Origin of the sequence: Helicobacter trogontum, from assembly GCF_000765905.2 — a bacterium.
Lineage (GTDB): Bacteria > Campylobacterota > Campylobacteria > Campylobacterales > Helicobacteraceae > Helicobacter_A > Helicobacter_A trogontum.
Genome location: NZ_JRPL02000009.1, coordinates 58,401 through 78,010, shown reverse-complemented (window position 1 = coordinate 78,010; position 19,610 = coordinate 58,401). Strand labels below are relative to the sequence as shown.

General features: G+C 34.1%; 16 protein-coding genes. 6 read left to right on the top strand and 10 right to left on the bottom strand.

The window, feature by feature from the left end:
- The first annotated feature begins 164 nt into the window (after positions 1-164).
- Positions 165-1,175, top strand: a complete 1,011-nt coding sequence (gene hemH, locus LS81_RS05350; RefSeq protein ID WP_034346748.1) for a ferrochelatase — start codon at positions 165-167, stop codon at positions 1,173-1,175.
- Here the strand turns inward: hemH and LS81_RS05345 are convergent.
- Both LS81_RS05345 and LS81_RS05340 read right to left on the bottom strand, forming a co-directional pair.
- Positions 1,096-2,307 carry a phosphoglycerate kinase gene (locus LS81_RS05345; RefSeq protein WP_034346747.1) on the bottom strand — a complete coding sequence of 404 codons (1,212 nt, stop codon included), beginning with the start codon at positions 2,305-2,307 and terminating at the stop codon, positions 1,096-1,098. The two genes, hemH and LS81_RS05345, sit on opposite strands and share 80 nt — an antisense overlap.
- 159 nt (positions 2,308-2,466) lie before the next feature.
- Positions 2,467-2,760, bottom strand: coding sequence for an HU family DNA-binding protein (locus LS81_RS05340; protein ID WP_034316696.1), 294 nt, complete (start codon positions 2,758-2,760; stop codon positions 2,467-2,469).
- Between the two features lie 187 nt (positions 2,761-2,947).
- Here LS81_RS05340 and gap point away from each other — a divergent pair, with 187 nt between their 5' ends.
- The gene (gap, locus tag LS81_RS05335) at positions 2,948-3,952 is read left to right on the top strand and encodes a type I glyceraldehyde-3-phosphate dehydrogenase (protein WP_034346745.1); all 1,005 of its coding nucleotides are present in this window, start codon (positions 2,948-2,950) and stop codon (positions 3,950-3,952) included.
- Between the two features lie 388 nt (positions 3,953-4,340).
- Here gap and LS81_RS05330 read toward each other — a convergent pair whose 3' ends face one another.
- From LS81_RS05330 to LS81_RS05315, 4 genes are all read right to left on the bottom strand, one after another.
- Positions 4,341-5,354 carry a YeiH family protein gene (locus LS81_RS05330; protein ID WP_034346743.1) on the bottom strand — a complete coding sequence of 338 codons (1,014 nt, stop codon included), beginning with the start codon at positions 5,352-5,354 and terminating at the stop codon, positions 4,341-4,343.
- Positions 5,355-5,671: 317 nt separating this feature from the next.
- On the bottom strand, positions 5,672-7,705 hold the full coding sequence (locus LS81_RS05325; protein WP_034346742.1) for an ATP-dependent helicase: 2,034 nt from the start codon (positions 7,703-7,705) through the stop codon (positions 5,672-5,674).
- 727 nt (positions 7,706-8,432) lie between these two features.
- Positions 8,433-8,963 (bottom strand): D-glycero-alpha-D-manno-heptose-1,7-bisphosphate 7-phosphatase, encoded by a 531-nt coding sequence (locus LS81_RS05320; protein WP_034346738.1) that lies wholly within the window; start codon positions 8,961-8,963, stop codon positions 8,433-8,435.
- A 727-nt stretch (positions 8,964-9,690) separates the two neighbouring features.
- The gene (locus tag LS81_RS05315) at positions 9,691-10,632 is read right to left on the bottom strand and encodes an aldo/keto reductase family protein (RefSeq protein WP_034346736.1); all 942 of its coding nucleotides are present in this window, start codon (positions 10,630-10,632) and stop codon (positions 9,691-9,693) included.
- Positions 10,633-10,794: 162 nt separating this feature from the next.
- Between LS81_RS05315 and tgt the strand changes: the two genes are divergently transcribed.
- On the top strand, positions 10,795-11,919 hold the full coding sequence (tgt, locus tag LS81_RS05310; protein ID WP_034346735.1) for a tRNA guanosine(34) transglycosylase Tgt: 1,125 nt from the start codon (positions 10,795-10,797) through the stop codon (positions 11,917-11,919).
- 114 nt (positions 11,920-12,033) lie between these two features.
- Here tgt and LS81_RS05305 read toward each other — a convergent pair whose 3' ends face one another.
- From LS81_RS05305 to pheS, 3 genes are all read right to left on the bottom strand, one after another.
- Positions 12,034-12,654: an AMIN domain-containing protein gene (locus LS81_RS05305; protein ID WP_034321316.1), complete on the bottom strand. Its 621-nt coding sequence runs from the start codon at positions 12,652-12,654 to the stop codon at positions 12,034-12,036.
- 77 nt (positions 12,655-12,731) lie between these two features.
- Positions 12,732-15,119, bottom strand: coding sequence for a phenylalanine--tRNA ligase subunit beta (gene pheT / locus LS81_RS05300; RefSeq protein ID WP_034346733.1), 2,388 nt, complete (start codon positions 15,117-15,119; stop codon positions 12,732-12,734).
- A complete protein-coding gene (gene pheS / locus LS81_RS05295; RefSeq protein WP_081955932.1) occupies positions 15,119-16,132 on the bottom strand; it encodes a phenylalanine--tRNA ligase subunit alpha in 1,014 nt (337 codons plus the stop codon). The genes pheT and pheS overlap by 1 nt, the downstream gene beginning before the upstream one ends.
- Positions 16,133-16,282: 150 nt before the next feature.
- On the opposite strand from pheS, the gene LS81_RS05290 reads away from it, so the two are divergent.
- The 3 genes from LS81_RS05290 (at position 16,283) to LS81_RS05280 (ending at position 18,757) form a co-directional block, all read left to right on the top strand.
- Entirely contained in the window at positions 16,283-16,621 is a 339-nt protein-coding gene (locus LS81_RS05290) for a histidine triad nucleotide-binding protein (protein ID WP_034346732.1), read from the top strand.
- A gap of 281 nt (positions 16,622-16,902) precedes the next feature.
- Complete coding sequence (locus LS81_RS05285; RefSeq protein WP_034346730.1) at positions 16,903-18,150, top strand: MBL fold metallo-hydrolase; 1,248 nt, start codon at positions 16,903-16,905, stop codon at positions 18,148-18,150.
- Between the two features lie 376 nt (positions 18,151-18,526).
- Positions 18,527-18,757, top strand: coding sequence for a hypothetical protein (locus tag LS81_RS05280; RefSeq protein ID WP_034346729.1), 231 nt, complete (start codon positions 18,527-18,529; stop codon positions 18,755-18,757).
- 20 nt (positions 18,758-18,777) lie between these two features.
- Here LS81_RS05280 and LS81_RS05275 read toward each other — a convergent pair whose 3' ends face one another.
- Positions 18,778-19,248, bottom strand: a complete 471-nt coding sequence (locus tag LS81_RS05275) for a toxin-antitoxin system YwqK family antitoxin (protein ID WP_104696440.1) — start codon at positions 19,246-19,248, stop codon at positions 18,778-18,780.
- Between the last annotated feature and the right edge of the window lie 362 nt (positions 19,249-19,610).

Genomic DNA, 19,610 nt, shown 5'->3' with positions numbered 1-19,610 from the left:
CTTAGGATATGGGATCTTTGGAATCTATCTCTGCGTATATAAGAGCCTTTATATACGTAAAGATAGCATACCAACGAACTTAAAGAGTTTTGATATAATGCTCACACAAAGTGTCACCTCCCATACAAAAGAAGAGGCTTATACCCAAACTTACAAGGAAAGATATGCAAACCCAAAACAAAGCTGTTGTGTTACTCAATATGGGTGGACCAAATAACTTAGATGAAGTCGCTGTGTTTCTTAAAAACATGTTTGATGATCCATGTATTCTTAGTATTAAGAATAATTTTTTTCGTTCCATGTTAGGCAATATCATAGTGAATTCACGTGTTGAAAAAAGCAAACATATGTATGAAAAAATTGGCGGTTGTAGTCCGTTAACAGAGATTACCTTTAAACTTATACAAAAATTACAAAAAAGAAACCCAAACACATTTTATACTTATGCAATGCGTTATGTACCGCCTTATTCTTTGGCGGTTATGCAAGAAATCATGCAAAAAAACATTCATGACATCACGCTTTTTAGTATGTATCCGCAATATAGTTCAACTACCACATACTCTTCTTTCAGCGATGTCTTACTTGCACTTAAGACGCTAAATTTCAACCCACACATAAAGACAATTGATCGCTACGCAACAAATCCTTTGTTTATCAAGGCAGTTGCACAAAGCATTAAAAACACCTTAAAAGATAGAAATGCCAATGATTTTGTGCTACTTTTATCTGCACACTCTGTGCCTGTAAGTCGCATCAAAAAAGGCGACCCTTATGAGCGAGAATGTCAAGAATGTCAAGCATTATTGCAACGTGAGTTAGAAAAAAATAATATTATATTTAAAGATATAAGGCTTTGTTATCAATCAAAAGTGGGTCCAGTTAAGTGGATTGGTCCTTATACAGATGCTACCATTCAATCCCTTGCACCAAACAACATAATTGTGTATCCTTTAAGCTTTACAATTGATAACTCCGAAACAAAATATGAACTTGTTATACAAAATGGTGAGCTTGCAAAATCGCTTGGCATAAAGGAATATCTTGTATGCGAATGTCTTAACGACAGCGATACATTTGTAGAAATTATAGAATCTATGACCGCTTATCAAGAACCTCAAACGCAGGAAGAATATTCCCCTCTAATAATTCAAGACTCGCACCACCACCCGTAGATATAAAGCTCATATTGTCACGTTGTCCAGCCTTATCGATCGCATCCGCAGTATCCCCACCACCAATAAAACTGAATGCATAGGTATTTGCAATCGCATGTGCTAGGTTAAAAGTACCACGGGAAAACTGATGAATTTCATACACACCAAGCGGACCATTCCAAATAATAGTTTGAGAATCTGCAACCACTTCGCTAAAAAGCTTAACACTTGCTGGACCAATATCAACTGCGATAAGATTCTGCGGTATGTCTTGAGATGGCGTGATTTTAATCTCACTTGGATTCTCAATATTATTTGTACTCACAATATCTACAGGCAAGTATACCTTTACTTTTTTTTCTTTCGCACTCTCTAGTATTGTTATCGCATCTTTTATTAAATCATCTTCTACAAGACTTGCTTGCATGTCATAACCCAATGCTTTTAGGAAAGTATTACTCATTGCCCCACCAATAATGATCTTATCAACCACATCAAGCACTCTTTGCAAGAGACTAAGTTTTGAGCTCACTTTACTTCCACCAACAATTAATAAAAGTGGTCGTAGTGGATTCTTAATAACTTTTGCAAAGGAATCTATCTCTTTCTTTAATAATATACCAGCAACTTTATGATCTACAAACTTTGCAATACCATAGGTGCTTGCATGTGCCCTATGACTTGTCCCAAATGCATCATTCACATAAACATCACAAAGACTTGCAAGGTTCTTGCTTAGTGTCTCATCATTTTTTGTCTCACCTTCATAGAATCTAATATTCTCAAGTAAAATAATTTGACATCTGCCCTCATGTTGAGCTGCTTTTGCAGATTCTATTGTATCAGCAAGAAAAACATCTTTATTCAATAATCTTTCCAATCGTTTTACAACATGCTTTAATGAAAATTCACTGCTGCGCCCCTTTGGTCTGCCAAGATGGCTAACTAAAACAATGCTTTTTGCTTCATTATCAATACAATAGTTAATTGTTGGTAGTGCTTCACGCATGCGCGTATCATCGCTAATATTGAAATCTTTATCCATAGGCACATTGAAATCAACACGAATTAACACTCTTTGATTTTTAATAGTAATGTCTCGTATGCTTTTTGCTTCTTGCATTAAAGTGATGCTTGTAGTTTTTGGCATAATTACTCCTTGAAATACACTATATGATCTATAACTAATATTGTAGCACAAGGAATTTAACTATGCCAAGATGGCCAAATCAAAAAATAAGAATTGCCAACTTTTGTTTGAAGAGAAATAACGATTTTAAAGATTAAAACATATAATTTTTTCTTGACTCTATTTTTTTAACTTAATATTTGCAACCTCATCTTTTAGAGCTTTTCCTGGTTTAAATTTCGGTACCATTTTATCCGCTGTCTTATAAGTCTTATCGCTGCCAGGTATTTTACCTTCTTTGCCTTTCTGAACAGCATTTTCAAATTTACCAAATCCTACAAGCTCCACTGTATCATTTGACTTCAACGCTTGTGTGATTGCGTCTATAACAGAATCAAGTGCTTTTTCTGCATCCTCTTTTTTTGCATAACCACCAATTTCTTTGATAGTTTTTACAAAATCATTCTTTTTCATAACAAAAACTCCTCATATAAAATCATCGTTTATCTTTCAGCATAACTCCAAAAAGATAGACCAACATTTTATTTGATTTTTGTATGAAAATCAAGTTATTTTATATCTAAATTATAAAAAATTGCAAGTTTTTGCTACAATGTAGCCCTTAAACACTTAATATCTTAAGGAAAAAAGGATACGAATTATGGCAATTAAACTTGCAATCAATGGCACGGGACGCATTGGTCTGTGTGCAGCTAGAATTATTGGGGAACGCAATGATGTGGAGCTTGTAGCATTAAATACCACTGCGAGTGTGGATACTTTGGTGCATTTATTACGCTATGATTCTGTGCATAGGTTCTATGACGTCGAAAAACTAGATGAAAATACGCTTCGCATTGGCAAAAGCACAAATGTAAAAATCTTAAGCGATAGAGATCCTCTTAATCTTGATTTTGGTGAAGCGGTAGCAGTACTTGAATGCACAGGTAAATTTAATGCTCTTGAAAAAGCAAAGGTGCATATAAAAGGTAATGTCAAACGTGTAATAATCTCTGCTCCAGCTGACAATGCACCAACTTTTGTCTATGGTGTCAATCATACACAATACAATAATGAAAGCGTTATCTCAAATGCATCATGTACCACAAATTGCCTTGCTCCCATTGTAAAAATACTAGATTCTACATTTGGTATTGAAAATGGGCTTATGAGTACCATTCATAGCTACACAAATGATCAAAACCTCCTTGATGTCAAACATAAAGATTTGCGTCGAGCACGTGCAGCTGCTCTTTCTATGATTCCCACAAGTACAGGTGCAGCAAAGGCTATTGGGCTTGTATTACCACATCTATCAGGTAAGCTAAATGGTATTGCAGTGCGAGTGCCAACGCCAGATGTAAGCTTGGTAGATCTAAGCGTAAATCTCAAAAATGAAGTAAGTAAAGATTCTATTAATGAAGCATTCTATAAAGCTCAAGATGGAAAGAGTTTTGATGGAGCATTTAAAGGTCTTGTCATAGTAGATGATGAGATGCGTGTGTCAAGTGATTTTATCGGCAGCAATGCAAGTGCTGTGATTATACCAGATAAAACTCTTGCTGTTGGCAAAAGTGCAAAGGTCCTTGCGTGGTATGATAACGAGATGGGTTATACGCATAGACTTGTAGATATGAGTGTATATGCATGCAAAGACTTAAAATAACCTCTTAACACCAAGTTAAATTAGATTGCTATCCAGGATAGTTTGGAAATCATGGAGTGCAAATATTGCAACCTTACTCCATCCAAGTCAATTACTTACCTAAGGGTAAGTAATCTTGCTTGAGCCATTGTATCATGTTGTCTCCCACAGCTTGTTCTTACTACATGCTTAAAATTAGGGAGTAGCTTTCTATGCGATTTTACCTCACACAATATACCAACTAACCAACTCTAATTAATTAACACAACCAAATAATCATTCTTTCTTATGAAACATTATTAACAATAAGTAGTGGCTAAGTAATTTATGTCTTACTTTTTTAGATAAACACCTTAAAAAACAGAATCTTGCAAGTACAGACACAGCAAGAAACAAGCACAAATAGAATCTAAAAATATCCAAGCGTTGTGAGCCCATACACAAGTAAGAAGCCTCCAACACAAAGTAGAATAAAAAGAATAAAGGCAAGCATAAAAGCACCACCACCTGCAGATTTGAACTTCTTAAAGTCAATCTGTAAGCCCAAGGCACTCATAGCCATAGTCAAACAAAATGCTGATACAAACTTACAAGCCATAACAATATTATCTGAAAAATCTATATAAGAATGCAAAATCACTACGCCTAAGAATCCAAAGGCAAACCATGGAATATGAAGTTTTTTGCCACCTGTACCCTGAGTTCTACTGCACAACAAAGGAATGATTAAAAGTAATGGAATAAGCAATATTACACGTATCATTTTTGTAATAAGAGCAAAATTTGCACACTCTGGGCTAATAGCCCCACCCGCACCAACAACATTTGCAACTTCATGTAACGTCAAGCCAATATATAATCCCTCTTGTGCATGTGTAAAGGGAATAATACCACTTGCATAAAGAATAGGATAAAGAAACATAGCAATTAAACCAAAGATGACCACTGTCCCCACAGCAATAACACCTTTGTAAGCTTCCGAACGCAAAGAAGATTCTAAAGCAAGGACTGCTGCAGCTCCACAAATCGCACTCCCACCACTAACCAAAATTGCAATATCTCTATCAAGCTTCAACCATTTTACCCCAATCCATACACCAAGCCCCATAACAATAGCCACGACAAATATACATGCAACTATGCCAATAAAGCCTACTTGTCCAATTTCTGCTATTGAGACATTAAAACCATACAATATGATTCCAAAACGAAGTATCTTTTTTGCACTAAAAGTTACGCCAAGCCCAACCACATCTTGCTTCTTGTGATAAACAAATGACAATAAAACCCCAAGTAAAATTCCAACAATAAGCGGAGAAAGAGAAAGAGCGGCAACCGCTGGAATCTTGGCAATACCAATACTCAAGGCAGCAAGTATAGCTACTATTGCAATGCCTAGCATATAATTTATATTTATTTGCATAAAAAATCCTGAATATGAAAATCAACTACAGATATTATCGCAACAAGCCCCACATAAACTGCTCCAAATGGCAGCAAACACTTGCAGTGCAGTATTATACAAAATTAATGTGACTAAGAATAAAATATTTTGTATGAGATAGTTGCACACCAAACCATACAACCTATATGTTTCCAAAATACACAAATATCTCTATGCAATTAAGACTTCTTAGAATCTAAGACATACTTGACATATTCAAACAACATATAAAAATATTATAAAAGCTCCCTGAAATATAAAGAAAGACTACAATTAGTTAAAAACTTTTTTGATATTTACATAAAGTTTTCTTGACTCAATAATCCACCTTCAAAGAGAAAGACTGATGGTTTATATGAAGTTTTGTTGTCTTGCTTTGCATATGAAAGATAGAGATATTCTTTTGCTCTCGTTAAAGCTACATAAAACAGCCTTCTCTCTTCTTCAATACTTCCTCCTCTTGCTGCAAGTTTATGATTTGGGAATCTGCCCTCCATTAAATCTACAACAAATACACATGAGAACTCTAGCCCCTTACTTGCATGCACACTTAAAAGATTCACTCCATCTTCTTCATTTATCTCACTACCACCAAGCACCATTGCATTTAAAAACGTATGAATATTAGAGTAATTTTCGCTAATATTACACAAAATAGCAAGACGTGACAATAATCTTTTTTTCGAATCTTCATAGAGCGTTTCATCATGTTTTCCATCTTTAGTTTTTGAACGCTCTTTGAGTAAAGACTCCATATAGTTTTTATAGAGTGATGTTTGTATAAGATTTTGCAAGAGTATTTTTGGCGTATTAATTCCATTATTTTCTTTATATGTAGTAAAAAAATTATTAAAAAAATGTGCTGCTTCACGCTCAATTTTAGGATGTCCAAAAAGTGGGTGTGAGTGAAAATCTTTATGCAAGAATTCATTAAATCTGGAACACTCTTCATGCCGAAAAAAGTCATCAAATAAGCCTAAACCACTATTCATAGTTTTACGTGGATAACAATCCTTGCTTTTATCTGGTGCTAATAAACCTTTTTTGCAGTTGCCATGCCCAAGAATAATTAATGCTTCAAAAATATCTTTAGCAATACTATTACCAATACCTTTTGCATGACTGAATATATGAATATAGCTCATCATATCACGTTCATTTGTAAGCACACTACACAAACAAAGTAAAAACTCAATTTCTTTAGAATCAAAAAAGCTTCCACTACCCTTTCGCCTACTCCCAATATGTAATGCCCTTAATGCAGCTTGCAGTCCATCTGCACTTACATTGTTGCGATAAATGATTGCAAAGTCATTATAAGGCAATCTTTCTTTTTCATGTATCTCTTGTATCCGCTTTGCAATGCCATTATATTGCAAAAACATATCTTCATACTCTAGCACAGAGGGTAAATATGCCACTCCGCTTTTAATAACTTCAAGTTTTTTAGGATAGATTCTAGGGTTATGCGAGATAACCTTATTTGCAAGCTCTAATATATGTTTGCCTGAACGATAATTCTTGCTCAAAGAAAACACGTTGGCATTTGGATAATTTTCCACAAAGTTTGTAATGATACTGATATCTGCACCATTAAAAGCATAAATGCTCTGATCATAATCTCCTACGCAAAAAAGACTTCGAGGCGAAATGGCACGAATGATAGAATCTTGCAAAGGGTTTGTATCTTGATATTCATCACACAACACTTCAATATAAGGTATCTCTCCGTTGCGTTGCAGTCTCATAAGCTCATCTCGATATAAAAGCAATAAATCATTATAATCTGCATAGGCATATTCAGCTTTTAATTGTTGAAATTCATCAAAAATATCTTCATAAATATCTACAAAATCTAGCTGTTCTGCATTCTTATTTGTCAGCCATTCCCCATAACTTTGATTGATTGTGCTATTTTTATAAAGAGAATAAGAATCATAAAGATACTGGTATGAATATGGCGCCTTATCAAATCTAAATTGCCGTCTATCATAAATACTTTTAAAAAGAATCTTAAGCTCTCTTGGTTGTTTTAAAGTAATCTTTTTATGTTCTTTCAAATAACGATAAGCAACGCTATGAAATGTCCCAGCCTCAATTTTATCTGCCATTGTTCTATCAAAAATTTTCCCCACACGTTCAATCATCTCATGTGAAGCCTTATTGGTAAAAGTAAGTAGCAAAATCTCATGTGGCTTAATGCCGCGTTCAATTAAGGTTGCAATGCGTCCCACAATAGTCGAGGTTTTGCCTGTACCAGCACTCGCTATTACAAGATTATGCCCCAATTCAGCATGACATGCCCTATATTGCTCTTCATTCAGCTTCATAATACACCCTTACTACCTCATTATAAATTTTGGTTTTTCACCATTTAAAGTCAAATTAATAAATCAGTAAAATAATAAACCAAGCAATAAGAAAAAGTCAAGCAATAAGACAAGTTGTTTTTACGCACTTAATATGCAACCTTAGTATTATTGTAAGATAAGATAGATAGAATACTGCAAGAAAGATTACTATTTAAACTTAGATATGCTAGGATTGTTATGCTAAGGAAAATAAAAGGTTGTATTCTATCCTAGCTTATGATAGAAAATAAAACTAACTTTATCATACCCAAAAAACGCTATACTCAATTTAGAATCTATATAATGAATTTTAAATTATACTCTCATAAGATTAGGATTATAGCACAATTCAAAGATAAAGCTACGTATCCTCGTATCAATCTTAATAGAAAGAATTATGTTTTGAAAATAGCACGGCAAAATAACAACAAAAAGATTGAAATCTTTTGTGCATATAAAACACTTTAATATTAGAGTGCAATATCAAGTAAGTTTAAAAAGGATAGTTTATATAAGATAATAATACTTACAATATATTGTAGAGAGTTAGAATTACATTAATAATAGCTTAAAATCTGCCTTATTGTCTTTCTATCTGATTTTTACATGTAATTGATATATTGGTATTACCTTGTATTGTATATAACCCGATCGTATTGCTCATAAAAGCAAAATATGTTGATGAAACCTACACGCATAATTACAACTAGTGAGTTGGGGAAAAACCATCGAGAGTATGTATCTGTGTATAGCCAATCTCATCTAATTTGATTAATTCTTCATGTTGCTTATCTCTACAGAGCAAATATCGCCTCATTATGCCTGCATTCTTGGCTGCCATAATATCAGTCATTCTATCACCAACAAGATAAGATTCGCCTAAGTCTAAGTCCAAATCATTCATAGCTTGGATAATCATTCCACTTGCAGGTTTACGCCTTATTGAATCATGGAGTAGTGGGCAAAAATAGATTCTATCAAAGGTAAAACCTAATCGTGTTTGCATACAATCTTGCATATATGCACTTAATAGTAAAAAATCTTTTATTGTATAATAACCTCTTTCAATACCTGATTGATTTGTAACCACAACAAGCTTATAACCCTGTTCTTTAAAACGTGTAACACAAGCAAAAAAATCATCATAGAATCTAAAATCTTCTTGCTTATACACATATGATAAATCCACATTAATTACGCCATCTCTATCAAAAAATGCTGCCTTATTTTTTGCCATAACCTACTCCATAGTAATACGCTCGATCTAAAATTTATTTTACCACTTATAACCATCTTTGAACTATAAATTTTAAGTTTTATAAAAGCGATTCTACACTAAATCATAAACATATTATTAGACATTAAAGTCATATCATCTTTCTAAAGAAACCCTATATTAGGTTTAGGTTATGGATAAATATCTCTTCTATATACTTACACCAATGTTTCATTGTAATTAAGGGATAATTATCATATCTTCAAGATTTTATTCTCACGTTTAAAATAGACCGAGAGGAATACACAAGATAATAATGTTAGCCAGATTCTAGTCAGATTATTTCTGCTCAATAATTAATCAATGTGGCAAATCAAAATATTTTGCTTATCATATAACGCGTGATAAAAATACCAAAGATTTCAATCTAATACATGTGGATACAAAGATGAACTTTACAACGACTAGAATGTATCACTCTTGTAGGTGCACCCAAAGCAACAAAACACACAAGCCTAAACCTATAAAGACACTTATTGATTACGCGAACTTTAAAAAAAAAGAGAAACTCTGCCTAAAACCAACCCAAACATTGAGCTCCTAGATCAAGGACAAAAGACGTGCCCCAACTACAAGCCCAAAACACATAAAAGATGACCTCTTATTCTAGTTTGTATCAATACGAAACACTATTTGAAAAATATAAAGGAAGCTTTATATCCCCTCTACACAATACAATAACAACTAGTTATTTCTTAGGTTTTTCATGTAAATGAGATATAGCTTTCATATCCCTTGCATCAAGAGCAAAGTCAAAGATGTCAGCAAACTCCCTTACTTGTTCTATATTCTCTGCTTTTGGTAGCGTAATAAATCCGCTTTGCAAACTCCAACGCAAAGCAACTTGTGCGCCTGTCTTATTGTGCTTTTGTGCTATTTTTTGTAGGATAGGATTATGAGCATAACCCGCGTCTCCAAGCACCACTGCAGTGCTTACAACAATCTTTCTATTTTGTAGCTTCTCGATGAAAACTTTATTGGCATGATCTAGTGTAAATACACTGATGTCTAATTGACTTACCATAGGTTTAATTTCACACAATTCAAAAAACTCATCGAGTTGCTCTGCTTTAAGGTTTGCAATGCCAATTGCACGTACTCTTTTTTCTTTATATAGTTTCTCAACTGCATGCCACACTTCCATTGTAACCTCAAGCCATGAAGCCCTACCTTTTGCCTCTGCAATTTCAACAAGAACCAAATCGAGGTAATCTGTCTTCATTTTTGCAAGTCCATCATTAAAAGCCTCTAGCACTTCATCTTCTGTTGAAATTCCCTTTGGCAATTGCAATGACAAAAACACATCTTGTCTTGGAAGCTGGCTAAGCACATACGCATCTCCAGCCTCACTTGCTGCACCATGTGCCTCAATATATTTATAACCAGCTTTTAAAGATTCTAAAACAACCTGTGCTCCATCCTTTGCAGCATTCAAAATATGCTTACACGCACTCATTCCATAACGTGGAATCTCTACACCATTGGATAATTTTTGTGTGCTAAAAAAACCTTGTATATCAATACGAGGTGTTGCAAATGCGTAATTTAGTAGGCTTGATCCAAACAACATTGCACCACCAGTTATACCTGCAATCTTTACAAACTCTCGCCTTGTCATTGTGTTTTGCATGTGTTCTCCTTACTTCAGTAAAGTTAAAATTATACAACATAACATATATATTTTCAAGGATTTGCTAAGCTTTTACTTAAAAGATTCCCATTTTTTGATTAGAATCCTATCTTTTAATTTCACGAAAAATAAACCATATTTTAAAATTACTAAGGGGGTTTTATGCAGTTTCAAATCCAAGCAAAAGTTGGCAAAGCAAGAGCATGCAGCTTTACTCTAGCGCATGGTAATGTGGTGACGCCAATCTTTATGCCTGTGGGCACACAAGGTGTGATTAAGGGGCTAAATTCCCTTGATGTTAAGCATGTCCTACAGACAAATCTCATTCTTGCAAATACGTATCATCTATATCTTAGACCTGGTATAGAAACGTTAAAAAAAGCTGGTGGAATACACAACTTTGCAAACTTTCATGGCAATTATTTAACCGATAGTGGCGGATTCCAAGCATTTAGTTTAGGTGAAAATGTCAAACATGAAGATTGTGGTATTGCTTTTAAATCACATATTGATGGCAGTAAGCACTTTTTTACACCAGAAAAAGTGCTTGATATAGAATATGCAATAAATTCTGATATTATGATGATCTTAGATGATCTTACAGGTTTACCAGCAACAAAAGAACGACTCCTAGATTCTGTAAAACGCACAACAAAATGGGCAAAACAAAGCATTAGTTATCATAATATGCAGAAAGAAAAATATGATATAAAAAATAAAATCTTTGCAATTATGCAAGGTGGTACAGACTATGATATGCGTAAAAGAAGTGCAAGTGAGCTTATAGAACTTGCTTTTGATGGTTATGCAATAGGTGGATTGGCAGTTGGTGAAAGTAGTCAAGAAATGTATGAGTGTCTTGACTATGCGTGTGATTTTCTACCAGATTTAAAGCCACGTTACCTCATGGGGGTTGGTACACCAGAGAACTTGTTGGAAGGTATTGATCGAGGTGTTGATATGTTTGATTGTGTTATGCCTACACGCAATGCAAGAAATGCAACTATTTTCACAAATCATGGAAAGATAAATATCAAAAAGACTTGTTATAAAAACGACTTTACACCGCTTGATTCTCAATGCAATTGTCTTACATGCACAAACTATACACGTGCATATTTACATCATTTATTTCGTGCTAATGAAATCACATACCATAGCCTTGCAAGTATCCATAACTTGTATTTTTACATTACACTTTTAAAAGATTCTAGACAAGCAATTTTAGACCAAACTTGGCAGCAATTTAAGAAACAAAAGCTAGATGATTTGGCACAGATAAATTAAAGTTTGCCCTTTGTTTATACGCAAACAAAATTTTTATAAAATGGGAAAACCCATATTTCACCACTGGGATAATATAGCTGAAAGCTTTAGCGCTCTGTTTTAAGCTACAAGAATCTATTTCAATTCAATTGTATGCACATTATTTTTAGTGCTTTTTAATGTGTATTGATACATGCCATCAAGCTCTATACTTACGCGATAAAGGTTACTTTTTGCGTTCACTCCAACTTTTGCATAATATTGCTCACCCGTGCCGATATTGCCATCATAAGCTATGCCATTATCTCGACTAAAATCTACTACAATGGTTGTAGGACTTACAAGTAAAAAGTGGCGCAAGATTCTATGTTTTGGTGAACTTATTACCAAGGTTTTACCCTCCACATAAAACTCAAAATCATTGAGACTAAAATAGCGTTTAGCAATATTGCGTATGGCTTCTTGCTGTGTGATTTTGATAGGATAGTGCCAATCAATGGTTTTATCTATCTTTAATTGCTTACTCTCAAGAGTGCCATCAAGATTCTGAAATGTCAATGTAACGCTCTTTAACTCTCTAGCATTGCTTGGGAGTTGCACACTTTCAGTAGTTAAGTGCTTTTTGCCTTTATTATTTTGTTGTGCTTGAAAATCTCTTTGATTTGCATTAATCACGAATGGATTCTGACTAGCATACAAACTCACACAAAACAACAAACCTAGTCCAAACATAGTAATAAATTTGGCACGTATCATTTAATATCCCTTTTACTTGTGTATGATGCAATGTAGCAAAAAATAGTCCAAACACAAAAATGTGTGTTATCTCATCCCTAGAGTTTTAGTTTTGCATAAAATCGTTGCTCTAAAATTTCTAGAATCTTTTGCAAACTTTCTTGCATTTGAGATTCTGTAAGTGTCTCATTCATGGATTGAAAAACAAAGCGAATGCTTAAGGCTATATTGCCATCACTTTCATGATATATATCAAGTGACAAAATCTCTTTTATATCTTGCAATGATGCCTTTTCAATCTCTGATTTTATTGCACTAAAGCTCACATTTTTATCAAGCAGCAGTGTTAAATCTCTTTTGTTTGCTTGGTATTTTGAAAACTCTTTTGCAAGTTTATCATCTTGCTGTTGTGAAAGCAGTAGAGTAAAATCGATCTCGCAAAAATACACATTTTCTAAGTCATACATCTTTGCAATATTTGGATGTAATTTTGACATCACACCAATGATGACACCATTTTGCAGCATATTTGCACTTTGATACGGATGGATAAGATTTGATTTTTGAAACTTACTTGCAGTATTAATACATTCAAAATTACCAATAATCTCACTCACATTCTGTGCAAAACTGAAAAAATCAAGTCCTATTCCCTTTGGATTTGGATAGCCTGGCGTTTTAAAACAATCACTCATCGCAAAGGCAAGATTTTGTTTTGCATTTCTTTCTTTGTCATATACATATCCAATTTCAAAAAGTCGTATCCCCTCATACCCATAGCGTTTATTTTTTGAAAGACTTTCTAATATGTGTGGAATAAGTGATGGGCGAAGTGTGTCAAGCTCACTTGTAATGGGATTTAAAAGTCTTTTGTCTTCATTCAATGGCTCAAAACCTAATGTCTCCAACTTTTTAGAATCATCAAAGACATAATGCACACATTCAATATAGCCATGTGCTAGTGCCTTTGTGCGTAGCTTCTTTGTCTTTTGATGTGTAATATAGGCTTGTGTAGTTTGTGGTATTTGCTCAACGATATGCTTCTTTGAGCTTACATTATCAACACCATACAAACGCAACACTTCTTCAACAATATCTTGCTTAGTTTTAATATCATTCCTAAATGCAGGTGGTTGTGCGATAAAGAAATTTTCATCACAAGTTGCTTGGATTCTAAAATTCAATCGTTTAAGTAAAAGGGCTATCTCTTCTTTTTCTATTGTATTTCCAATACAATCTGAAATGTATTTAAAAGTCATTTGTATATTTGTTGGTGCATAAGTCCTTGCAATTTCTTGCACACCTGAATAAAGATTTGAATGAAGGGATTCTAAGCTTTTGCAAATAAAATTCATACCTAGTTCTAAATCTGGATTACTACCTCTTGTAGAACGATGTAAAACTTCCTGTGTCAAGGTTGCCTTATCCATACCATAGGTTTTATTGGCAATTAATACAGAATCTATAAAACTTGCTTCTAATATAAAGGTTCGTGGATAATCACGCTTTTCAATCTCATAGGAAGTCGCACCAATGCTTGTTAGCTTAGTATATTTTACATTTTCATCTTCATGAAACTCTGCATAGACAGATTCTAAGCCTTTTTCATCTGCCTTTACTAAAAGCTTTGCTTCTTTACCATTGTTAGATACATCACTAGAATCCATAGGATATATATTAAATAAAACACCTGTCATGTATGTTGTATATTCAGCAAAGTTACTCATAGCACACTGCTTATATCTACCACTTAATCCAAGTGTTAAAGCGATAGCAAGTGGGGTATAACCTTCTTTTATCTCAATAATCCTATACAACAACGAAGAATGCAAATCGCCATGCGGCACAACTTGCAAGAATCTGCCAACACCAAGTGCTATGTTTGGTTCATTGGCAATAATATTTTTGGGAATAAGATGAAATACACTTGCAATATCTCGTGCTACACCTAGCACAGATAGACAATCACCTCTATTTGGTGTAATACCAAGCTCTAACACACTTTGATGAAAGATTGGATAAGCATAAAGCTCTTTACCGAGCACAAGCTCACCAATACTTGAATCAAGCTCCAAGATTCCATCATTAAGTTTTGGTAGTCCAAGCTCTGTGCTTGAACACAGCATACCAAAACTCTCAACTCCTCTTATCTCACTTTTAGTAATTGTGGTGCTACCATCTTTACCAAATGGTAAGATAGAATCTATAAGTGCAAGGGCTACATACTGCCCTGCATATACATTTTTTGCTCCACACACAATCTGTAACACTTCGCTACCAATATCTACTTCACAAACACTAAGTTTATCGGCATTTGGATGTTGTGTCCTTTTTACCACTTTCGCCACGACAACCTTTTGTGGAATTGTGGTCTCGTATTCTCTCTCAACTTCCAAACCTATGCTACTCAAAACCCGTACAAGCTCTTTCCAATCAACACTACCCAATTGAATAAAATGGCTCAAACTCTCACTTGTAACTATCATTAGAACTGCTCCAAGATTCTCAAATCTGTTTCATAAAAACTGCGTAAATCATTAATACCCCATTTGAGCATGGCAAGTCGCTCAATCCCCATACCAAAGGCATAACCACTCACATCCTCATAGCCTACTGCACGAAATACATTATGATTTACTACACCACAACCTAGTATTTCTAAAAAGCCTGTATGTGAACATACCCTGCAACCCTCTCCCTTACAAAACATACAGCTCACATCAACCTCGGCGCTAGGCTCTGTGAAAGGGAAAAATGATGAGCGAAAACGCACCTTTACATCACTGCCAAAGATATGTTTCACAAAGTCCTCTAAAATGTATCTCAAGTGAGCAAAGCTTATGTGATCACCTTTTTCCACTACCAAACCTTCACATTGGTGAAACATAGGTGAATGTGTCATATCATAATCTCGTCTAAAAGTGGCACCTGTGCATATCATACGAATAGGCGGCTTATTGGTTTCCATTGTGCGTATTTGTGTTGGCGATGTATGTGTCCGCAAAAGCATAGAATCTTTAAAATAGAACGTATCTTGCATGTCTCTTGCAGGATGATATTTTGGCAAATTCAGAGCCTCAAAGTTGTGGAAATCATCCTCAATGAAAGGACCATCTTGCAAAGAAAAGTTTAATCCTACAAAATAATCAATAATAATATCACGCATCTGATATACTGGGTGTCCATTGCTTGCAAAATTACTCTTTTTAAACAAGCTTGTATCAATTTTTTCACTCTTTAGTTTTTGCTCTAAATCTTTTAAATCAATCTCTTCTTTTTTGATATGAAAAATATTTTCAAACTCTCGTTTAAGCATATTTAATTCTGCTGCTACTTCTTTTTTCTCTATACCTCCAAGCATACTTAGTTTACTGAATGCTTGTGTAATATAACCCTTTTTTCCGCTCATTTCAATGCGTAAAGATTCTAGACTTTCCTTACTATCTGCTTGTGCTATTTTTGCGAGTGTATCTTTGATACATTGTTTTAATTCCAACATGCAAAGCCCTTTTATCCTCTTGTTATATTTCATTGTATAGATATTACTACAAATACACTTATTTTATCAAAAGAAAGTGGATTTTTGTTACAAAGCATATATTTTTTGCTAGAATGGTATGCTTTGAAGTAAAACTTGAAAGGATATGTCATGGCAGAAAAAGGCATTTTTGAAAAAATAGTTGATAGGGAACTTCCTGCAAATATTGTGCTAGAAGACGATGATTTTATGGCATTTCACGACATTGCCCCAAAAGCTCCAATACATGTACTTATTATTCCAAAAAAATGGGTAAAGGATTTCAATGGAGTTACACCAGGTCTTATGGGAGATATGAGTGCGTTTATCTTGCGTGTTGTAGATGTGCTTGGTGTACGTGAAAGTGGTTATCGTTTAGTAACCAATATTGGTGCTGATGGTGGCCAAGAAGTCCCTCATTTACACTTTCATTTACTTGCAAAACGCAAGCTTGAAGCTCACTTTGGATAGTTTATAAGATTCTTAGAATCTAAACGGATTGCATTATCTATGCAAGTGGGAGTGGATTTTATTTGATCGTATCAAGTTATGCAGAAAAACCAGCATGCGAGATTTAAACTTTATAGATGTTCATATTTAAACATCAGGCAAATCAACAAAGAATAAAACACAAGATTTTGTTGGATTAACCACTGCTTATTTTAGAGTTTCATAGCTGTGGCGGCATTATTTATGAATCTTGCAATTGGGTTTATGTTGTAGAAACAACTATAATAATAACACGAGGCTACATGTCATTACAATTTTACTTATTTTCATTGCAGAGTAAAGAGCATTGTGGAGCAAAGAGGATGCAATATAAGGGCAAGACAATCTTTTGTAATGAAAATAAAGAGGCAAAAATACCTCCCAAAATTCCATTAAAAGAAGTTATAAAATACTATTGTAATTACCCAAAAGATGCAAAACCAAGATGCAAAATCCCATTTATAGATTCTGATTTTAAAGCTATTAAAGATACACCGCATATCGCATGGCTAGGACATTCTTCATTATTCTTCACATACAAGGACATAGCAATCTTAGTTGATCCCCTCTTTAGTATGTATGCCTCACCATTTGCATACATCAATCGTGCTTTTCCTCAAACAAAATGTTATAAAAGCAATGACTTTCCAAGCTCATTACTTGTAATCATTACGCACGCACATTTTGATCACCTAGATAAACCGAGTGTTCTTGCGCTTGATGCGCAGACAACATATTTTATCTGTCCATTACAGGTTGGTGTATATTTGCGTAAATGGGGGATTAAAGCAAGCAAAATTATTGAGCTTGATTGGTGGCAAGGGGTAAGCTTTGATAGCTGTGATATGCAAGAGTCTATCCTTTCAGAAACTAATGAGAGGTTAAGACATTTAGAAAGCAATCTGATATATGCTGAATCTAGAACACAAAATTATAAACATTTACAATCTAGTATCTTGAATAATGACAAAGATTCTAAAGATGTCGAAACTAATACACCGCTTACAACTCGCAATCATCAAACATCCATAAACAAGCAGAATGTAATCTTAAAAATAACTGCAACTCCAGCACAACATAATTCAGCACGGCTTGGCGACTTTAACAAAACATTGTGGGCTAGTTTTGTAGTTGAATTTTTACCAGATACACCACAACATAAAAAGGTTTTTTTAAGTGGTGATGGTGGCTATTACACACATTTTAAACGCATTGGAGATATGTTTCATAATTTTGATTTAGCGTGTTTGGAGAGCGGGCAGTTTAATCATGCTTGGCGTTTTTCACACTCTTTTCCGCATGAGATTTTACAAGAGGCAAAAGATTTGAATGCAAAAATGGTTTTACCTATACATTGGGCTAGATTTGTTGCGGGTAGTCACAAGTGGAACGAAGTAATAAAGTTTCTCCACAAGAATCTACATGACTTAAATATCCCTTGTGTGATGCCACAGATAGGAGAACTATATCCTATTGGAATGACCTATAATAATCAAATATGGTGGGAATAAGTAAAAAAGAAACATCAAGTGTAAACAAACCAATATATCAAAGCCATCTTAGCTGTTAAAGAACTTACATAGAAGTTACGTATAAATAATGACCATCCCCTACAAATCTAAAAAAGCTATAAGGAATCTAGAATGCTATAAATTCACGCGTAATCATTCTGCACTCTCATATTAATATTACCCTACATAAAACCTTTATGTGCAACAATTAGTTTTAGTAATCTTTGAATATTCAAAGTTTTATTAGCTATGATAAGGCTAGAAGCATGGTGCAAGAGAACAAACATAGATTGTATATGTATTGATAAAAATTTTAATTGTATGATTATAAGAGAAAGGGAAATATTTGTCAGCTTAAATCACAACAAAACAAAAAATGAAAGTGTCTATAATAGCCTACAACTTGCAAGAGATCTATAATAGAGTGCAACAAGGAGATAGGTGGAAACAAAAGCTAAGAGTGTGTCAGTCTTATCATAATGTAAATGAGTTTACATCAGATTTAAATGATATTATAAAACATGCAAAAGAGAGGGAGAAGCAGAGGTTTTTACGAAGTAATGCGAGTGTGCAGGATAAGATAGCCTATATTAGGACTTCTTTATAAAGATCATCAAGCTTTTTTGACTAATTACAACTTACTCCATCTCCATTGGTAAAATTATGCAGATCTGCACTTGTGAGCTTTTTGCCATTTGCACACTTCCCAGAGATTGCTGCACCATCTTTATATACGATTTCTAGCATCAGATCTCCATTTTCATCATAAGCTTTTGCAATACCATGTACTGTGTCATTTTGATATGGAAGTTCTGATTCTAAATTACCACTTTCATAATAAGTTTTTGAGATATCTTGTGCCTTGCCACTTTGATATGGCAGCTCTGCTCTTAACTTACCGTTTTCATAATAAAATTTTTCAATACCATGTCTCTTGCCATTTTGATATGGAGTTTCTGCTCTTAAATTACCATTTGCATCATAACCTTTTTCAACGCACCCACTTATTTTATCTTGATCATTTTGACATTCTTTGAGTGCATTTGCCTGCATAATCATAAAAGAGCTTAGACATAATACATAGACAAATCTTTTCATACATACCCCTTTCACACAACATCCCTTTTAGAATGAAATAATTATAACATGCTTTTAGGATATTTTAGATTGTGCTTATCTTAGTGAAAGCCTATTTTAATGGTATTGTTGTGAAATCTTTATAGAGATGACACAAAAATATTGTATTAATTTTTAGAAAATTAATAATCATTATTATTTTTAATCTATATTTAAGCTTTCTTTAGCTATACTTCTAATCGTAATCATATTACATGATTATGTGTTCTTACAAGAAAGGTTCTCCTTTGATAGTTTTGGGTTAAGTTAAGAACATTCTTTCACATTATCTTCCTTTAAAGAATAAGGTGGGTTCTACCATCTTATATACTCTTCATCTATTT

What these genes read in the sequence shown, in the direction of transcription:
- hemH (WP_034346748.1), top strand. Translation starts at nt 165, where the DNA reads ATGCAAACCCAAAACAAAGCTGTTGTGTTACTCAATATGGGTGGACCA.
- LS81_RS05345 (WP_034346747.1), bottom strand. Translation starts at nt 2,307, where the DNA reads ATGCCAAAAACTACAAGCATCACTTTAATGCAAGAAGCAAAAAGCATA.
- LS81_RS05290 (WP_034346732.1), top strand. Translation starts at nt 16,283, where the DNA reads ATGGCAGAAAAAGGCATTTTTGAAAAAATAGTTGATAGGGAACTTCCT.
- LS81_RS05280 (WP_034346729.1), top strand. Translation starts at nt 18,527, where the DNA reads ATGAAAGTGTCTATAATAGCCTACAACTTGCAAGAGATCTATAATAGA.
- LS81_RS05285 (WP_034346730.1), top strand. Translation starts at nt 16,903, where the DNA reads ATGTCATTACAATTTTACTTATTTTCATTGCAGAGTAAAGAGCATTGT.
- LS81_RS05330 (WP_034346743.1), bottom strand. Translation starts at nt 5,354, where the DNA reads ATGCAAATAAATATAAATTATATGCTAGGCATTGCAATAGTAGCTATA.
- pheT (WP_034346733.1), bottom strand. Translation starts at nt 15,119, where the DNA reads ATGATAGTTACAAGTGAGAGTTTGAGCCATTTTATTCAATTGGGTAGT.
- gap (WP_034346745.1), top strand. Translation starts at nt 2,948, where the DNA reads ATGGCAATTAAACTTGCAATCAATGGCACGGGACGCATTGGTCTGTGT.
- LS81_RS05315 (WP_034346736.1), bottom strand. Translation starts at nt 10,632, where the DNA reads ATGCAAAACACAATGACAAGGCGAGAGTTTGTAAAGATTGCAGGTATA.
- LS81_RS05305 (WP_034321316.1), bottom strand. Translation starts at nt 12,654, where the DNA reads ATGATACGTGCCAAATTTATTACTATGTTTGGACTAGGTTTGTTGTTT.
- tgt (WP_034346735.1), top strand. Translation starts at nt 10,795, where the DNA reads ATGCAGTTTCAAATCCAAGCAAAAGTTGGCAAAGCAAGAGCATGCAGC.
- LS81_RS05340 (WP_034316696.1), bottom strand. Translation starts at nt 2,760, where the DNA reads ATGAAAAAGAATGATTTTGTAAAAACTATCAAAGAAATTGGTGGTTAT.
- LS81_RS05325 (WP_034346742.1), bottom strand. Translation starts at nt 7,705, where the DNA reads ATGAAGCTGAATGAAGAGCAATATAGGGCATGTCATGCTGAATTGGGG.
- LS81_RS05275 (WP_104696440.1), bottom strand. Translation starts at nt 19,248, where the DNA reads ATGAAAAGATTTGTCTATGTATTATGTCTAAGCTCTTTTATGATTATG.
- LS81_RS05320 (WP_034346738.1), bottom strand. Translation starts at nt 8,963, where the DNA reads ATGGCAAAAAATAAGGCAGCATTTTTTGATAGAGATGGCGTAATTAAT.
- pheS (WP_081955932.1), bottom strand. Translation starts at nt 16,132, where the DNA reads ATGTTGGAATTAAAACAATGTATCAAAGATACACTCGCAAAAATAGCA.